The following is a 6273-nucleotide window of genomic DNA, read 5'->3' on the forward strand; positions in this document are numbered from 1 at the left end:
GGAATGAACCCATGATGTCAGCTTGGAGGCTTTTCAGTATGTTACCCAAGATATTTAGAAACATCTTTTGAATCGAATAATACACGAAGCTTCGCTTGCCGGCTAAATGGAAGCTAGAGCTTCCAACACAATTACGTTCCCAAGCCGGAGCTTGGGAACGAGCATTTTTGTTTTCCAAAAATCTAAACTGTTGCAAAAAATCAGGAATGCTCCCTTAACCAAGTTATATTCCACTTGTCTTTTTGAAAGTAATACAATAAATAAGAAATTCGCTACAGTACATTTACTTCTTTGCTTCCGGGATAACGGTGAGTGTGCCGCTCGTTCCGTTTCTTAAATATTCAACCGTCACCGGCTCGCCAATTTTTATAACGTCGAGGGCATATTTATAATCATAGATATTAGTGATTTTCAAATCTCCAAATCTGACAATAATATCTCCGTCCCGCAGGCCTGCTTTATCTGCAGGGCCTCCAGCCTTGACGCCGCTCAGTTTCAGGCCCTCAATATCTTCTGTGGTAAAGTCGGGAATGGTGCCTAAATATATTCTTCTGGAACCATGCAGGCTATCAGGCGGTCCTGAACTCTTTACTTTAAAATAGTCGGGCCGCCCGGGACTTTTTACCAAATCGGAAATGATATTCTTCGCAAATTGGGCGATCTTTGCCATACCTTCGTAATTAAGAGTCACTGTATCGTCGGTCGGCCGGTTATAATCATCATGGCTTCCGGTAAAGAAGTTCATGATAGGGACGCCTTCCTGGTAAAAGGGGGTGGCGTCTGTCGGCAGATAAGGGTCGTGTTGAAGTATGAGATTAAAGCCTGACATGATATTGCGCTTTTCAAACAATTGCGGCCATGATTTTGAGGAACCTGCCCCCTGGATAATGAGTTTGTTGTCTCTCAGCCTCCCCACCATATCAAAATTTATGTATGCAATTGTATTTTTCAAGGGAAAGGCAGGGTTTTTTATAAAATGAGAGGAACCCAGCAGTCCCATTTCTTCCCCCGACCAAAACGCAAATACAAGTCCCCGTCGTTTATCTTGTGGTTTTTTTTTGTATGTTTCCGCCAGAGCAGCCGCTAATTCCAGCACTACGGAAACCCCTGAGGCGTTATCGTCTGCCCCATTATGTATCATTCCCTCTTCTCCTTTTCTCGCCAGGGATTCAGTACCACCGTAGCCAATGTGGTCTAAGTGTGCTCCCACGACGATGTATTCGCAATCATCTTTACCATCAGCAGGGGGCAGATATCCGATAACATTGTGATCTGACGTTTTTTCACGTTTTACAGCGGTGGAAATAGTTGCTTTTATTCCCGGCATAGCAAAAGCGGTTTGGGCTTCAGATTTTTCAATGTCCAATTCAGATTGTACCGTAGCAATATCTTTTCCAATAAAGGAAAAGAGTGCCTTCGCCGCATCGCCGCTTATTGATGCGGCTACAATACCGGAATCTGCTGAGGCATTATCAAAGGTGAGGGGAAGCAGTTCTCCCGCATCCGGGGAGTTTGGCCCCGTGACCACCAGCAGCGCCTTTGCACCATGTTCCCGGGCAATCATGGCTTTGTAACGCAATCCGGAATAACGGTTCAGATCGTGGCGTCTCTTCATTTCAACCTTTTCGGGGATATAATTAAGGACGAGAACCACTTTATCTTTTACATCAATACCAGCGTATGAATCATAACCTGCGCCATCTTCGCCCGGCATGGAGATGCCGTATCCAGCAAAAACCAGTTCACCGTCAGCTACACCGCTTGCAGTAAAAGCAAGCGGCCGAAAATCCTTCTCTAATTCAAAAGATTTTGTGTCGTTTGCTTTGCCGCTTTTGGCAATGTGAAGAAAATTGCCTTCCGGCATAACTTCTACGCCTGAAGTAAAGGGAAACCCCTGAAAGTAGTTGCCATTTTTGTCAACAGGCAATATCCCGATTTTTTCAAGCCGATGAGCAATATAATCAGAGGCCATTTTGGAGCCTTTTGTGCCTGTCAGCCTTCCTTCCAACTCATCAGAAGCAAGGTATGCAACGATTGTATGCAAATCTTCTTCGGTGATTTGAGGAGAAAAGAGGTGGTCTGTTTTTTCAGTAAAGGAGAAGGACTGCGGAGGTTCCTGCGAGGTAATTCCCCCTGCGCTTTCCTGAAGTTCGAATGCCGGTGTCGTTTCTGACTGTTTTCGTACAGGTGAAGCATTGAGTGCAGATAGTGCTTCTTCGTGATTCCAGTCGGCGATAAAAAGCTGAGAATTTTTCTGCGGGGTGCGGTTTGAAGTCCATACGAGCTTCTTTCCGTCAGGGGAAAAGACCGGAAGACCGTCAAAGCCGTCCGTAAAAGTAACACGAACGGGTTCTTTTTTGCCATAGACATCAACAATAAACAGTTCGCAATTGGCAAATCCGTATTTATTTGAATGAAAAATTATATAGGTATTGGAGGGGTGATAATAAGGCGCCCAGGACATAGAGCCAAAATCGGTTAATCTGCGTTTGTCTGAGCCGTCCAGGTTCATTGTATAAACATCTGCCAATAAACCGTTTTCTTTGAAATGACGCCAAATGATGCGTTTTCCGTCAGGGCTGAAAAACGGGCCTCCATCATAACCGGGCTGATGGGTCAGGCGGGTTTGTCCGGAGCCGTCTGCATTCATAATGTAGATTTCACCGAAGTATGAAGGGTCGGTTTCAAAACGTTTTTTATCCCCGGCGGAAAGATGTTCGATGGGATATGCGTCACGCAATGAACAAAAAACAATCTTGCTGCCGTCCGGAGAATATGCCCCTTCGGCGTCATAGCCCAATGCCTCCGTCATGCGTTTCGGATTGCTTCCATCACGGTGGGCGGAAAATATATCATAATGTTCGTCATAATCCCAGCTAAATCTCTTGTTTTCCCCGGAAGCGCGAATATCAAATTCTGCTTTTTGTTTTGCCGTCGCTTCGGGGTCAAGGTGTGTGGAAGCAAAAAGTACCTCATTTGAACCTGGCCGTATAAACGAGCAGGTGGTCTTGCCCGTTCCGGGTGAAACCCGATTAGTATCTCCTGTCTCGAGATCCAAAATGTATATCTGGAAAAACGGGTTATCAGGTTCCCGTTCGCTCTGGAATATAAGGGCATTACCGTCTTCGGAAAAATAGCCCTCGCCCGAACGTTTACCCTGGTAAATTAATTGTCGCGTATTTTTGAGGAATTGCTCTTCTTCTACGCCATCTCCCAGAGTTACGGAAGAATGAAAGGGGAGGGATAACGTTGCTATGAAAAGAGTTATTATTGTAAGGAAATTCATGCGTTTCATTGTGAGGCGCTCCTTTTTATAAAAAGGGATGTAAAAAAGTCAGTGAAGATGAACAATAATTACCGGTAAAAAATCACCTGAATGAAATAAACATTTTTCGCATTGTAACGGGTAATTGTAGAAAAAGCAAACGACGACTTTGTTGATATATTGTATTGAATTTCGGGAAAACTTTTTCCTTTCTTTTTGATACAATCGCGCCATTGTTTTGATGGGATGCGTCGGGGTTGGAATTCAGACACGTCTATTATCCGGATTGAGGATTATATCGGCAGGATATTTGTGGGAACACAAAAAAGGTAACATTTGTAACACTTTAGTTTTTTGGAAAAAATCGGCCTATAGGGAGGTATGATTTGTAGTGGTAAGGCGTTCCGTGCCATTACAAGGAAAATGTTTTATTCCTTATATAACAGGCACACGTGAATATTTTAAAAAACTCAACAATAGCGATGTTTTGCCGTATAGTGTAAGTGTAGGGGCGAAGCATTTGCTGTAAATTGTCATAAATTCGTTCATACCCAAATGGGCAAATGCTTCGCCCCTACTTTTCAAAAAAACAAAGTATTACAAAGTATTACAACTTTATGGAAATAGATGCTTTTGGCTATAGCCGTAGTTTTTCCGCTGAAAATTTCCCGTTGCTTTTTCATCTCTAACAGGCTGAAAAACAACATCTTCCCGGAGAATCACCTTGCCGGGGATACATGTGTCTTTTTTAAGTGTGTGATGTAAAAATTACATCTTTGGAAATTATTTGTACAGTACTCAAGAAACGATGGGATTTTCAGACTATCGGCATTTATACAATAACAATCATTGCTCGGCGGTGTTGTTATAAACGGACACATCTCTCTCGCTGCCATTTCTTTTTTCCTCCTTCTATAGTATTGGCAAGAAAACACAGTCAAATGTCTAAAAAACAGACATTTTGTAACACTTTAGTTTTTTGAAAAATTCCCGGGATAGAAAAAATACCATGTAGCCCTGTTAGGGGCGGTCTGTTTGTAGCGCAATAAAATTCAATAAGGTAAATAGCTCCGTAGGAGCGGCCTGTACGTATTCAGGCAGACCTGTTTAATATGGATTTACAAGAGACAGGTCGCTTCTAGCGGAGCTAATATCTGTTATAAGATTCTATTTTGCTACAAACAGGCTGCTCCTACGGAGCTTATAGGTAATACATTTTTCAAAAAACTAAAGTGTTACCTTTTTTTTAAGTTTTTCTTTGTACCCCTGGTGTTCTTTGCCTGCATGTGCGTCGCACGCAGAAAGGCATTCCCGATCGGTTGCCGGGGATACGTTTCACATCCGCTAACTCCGCACCTGCAGCCTCCTTCAAGTGTTGCAGGATTAATTGCTTCGGTTGAGTCAAGTGACGTCACTTGCATGCTGATAAAATTTGATGGGTAATATATAACTAAAAGTTATATATGTCAAGAAGTATATTACTTGGGGTATTTGACCATTTTATAACACCTTGTTATAAATTCTTCATGAGGAAAAATATTGTAGGAAGCAATGTGCGGATGATCAGGGAAAGGCTTGGAATTACACAGGAAGAACTGGCTTTAAGAAGTGGCTTAACCCAGGGTTATATAAATTTTTTAGAACACGGAAAGAGGGGATATAGTGAGAGGTCTTTAGAAAAGATTGTGAATGCCCTCGGAATTCAGATATCGCGACTCTTTGAAGAAAAGACAAAAGAAGAACCGGCTATCGTGGCTGAGCAAGCCATACCATACGGCAAAAGAAGGCGTATCTACGACACGATAATCAGCCTGTTAGAGAAGCTTCCTGCGCCAGTAATCGACCACTATAAAATACTTCTCGAAGCAGAGGTAGAAATAAGAAACGGAGGCTCGGTGGATAGACAGGAAAAATCGTAATTCAATTTTTAATTTTGTATTTCAAGGTTTGTATAAATTGGTAACACTTTAGTTTTTTGAAACCGTAGGGGTGAAGCATTTGCAATAACCGGCATACATGCGTTCATGCTCAAACATGCAAATGCTTCGCCCCTACACCGTGCGGTAAACATCGTTATTATTAGAATTTTTGTATCAATTTAGTCTTTTGAAAAATTAAAAACTCTCGTTCCCAAGCCGGAGTTTGAGAAAGAGAACGATTGCTCAAACTGTCCCCCGCTGGCGGGGGTGTAGGGGGTGGAATTGAAGGGCAGGAATGCAGAATGACTGCTGAGCAGCATGATTTTACTTTGATGGTTTTTCAAAAAACTAAAGTGCTACAACAAATAAGGTTTTCGAACCCATCCTTACAAAAAAATGTTTCTATCATCTAAAAACTCTTCTGGTTCAGCATGTTTGCCATGTTCCCACATGAGCGAGAAGAACCAAATGCCACTTTCACCAATGCAGAAATCTGCAGGTGTGAAAGTCATCTTCGAATCAAGCGGCGCCTCTGACCGTTCAGGATTATACTCCGCTTGCCAACCAAACAACTCTCCCTTCCAGGGCATTCCTTCAGCGTGCAACTTAGCCGCAAATTTTCTGACTTCGTCGAGGTTTGGAATGACAATAGGAATGACAGAGATATGATTTTCGTGTGTCTTAATTTTAACTTTCGTGGTTGCCACGTTTCTTCTCCTCCTTTCGCCACATTTCTAAAACGTAATTTTGATATTCTACCAAAATTCTTTCAATCTCGGCCAGTTCGTGATTGCGAAAACCCCTCGATTTAGCTAATCTAACAGACGTAAGTGAAACCCAACAGCAGCATTCCCGATTTTTGGTTAACTAATTGTACATTGTAACACAAGCATCCTGGCTCGAAAATAAGACTACAAAAAATAGTTTAAGTACAGATACTACAACACGATATGGTTATAAAACCATTTTTCATCGTTTCTGGGTGTTGCAAATGAAACATGATGACTGATGACTCATTTTGTCATTACGCGGGTATCCGTTTTGTCATTGCGAGGGTCTTTTCAGCTTGTCATTGCGAGGGTCTTTTCC

General features: G+C 42.4%; 3 protein-coding genes. 1 reads left to right on the plus strand and 2 read right to left on the minus strand.

Going from position 1 to position 6273, the window contains the following annotated elements; all coding sequences use genetic code 11:
- Nucleotides 1-283 precede the first annotated feature (283 nt).
- The gene (locus QZT26_RS15925; protein ID WP_295103580.1) at nucleotides 284-3295 is read right to left on the minus strand and encodes a M28 family peptidase; all 3012 of its coding nucleotides are present in this window, start codon (nucleotides 3293-3295) and stop codon (nucleotides 284-286) included.
- 1433 nt (nucleotides 3296-4728) lie between these two features.
- Here QZT26_RS15925 and QZT26_RS15930 point away from each other — a divergent pair.
- Entirely contained in the window at nucleotides 4729-5184 is a 456-nt protein-coding gene (locus QZT26_RS15930; protein WP_295103583.1) for a helix-turn-helix domain-containing protein, read from the plus strand.
- 386 nt (nucleotides 5185-5570) lie between these two features.
- Here QZT26_RS15930 and QZT26_RS15935 read toward each other — a convergent pair whose 3' ends face one another.
- Nucleotides 5571-5891 (minus strand): hypothetical protein, encoded by a 321-nt coding sequence (locus QZT26_RS15935; protein WP_295103585.1) that lies wholly within the window; start codon nucleotides 5889-5891, stop codon nucleotides 5571-5573.
- Nucleotides 5892-6273: the final 382 nt, after the last annotated feature.

The sequence above is a fragment of the uncultured Candidatus Kuenenia sp. genome (assembly GCF_900696675.1).
GTDB lineage: Bacteria > Planctomycetota > Brocadiia > Brocadiales > Brocadiaceae > Kuenenia > Kuenenia stuttgartiensis_A.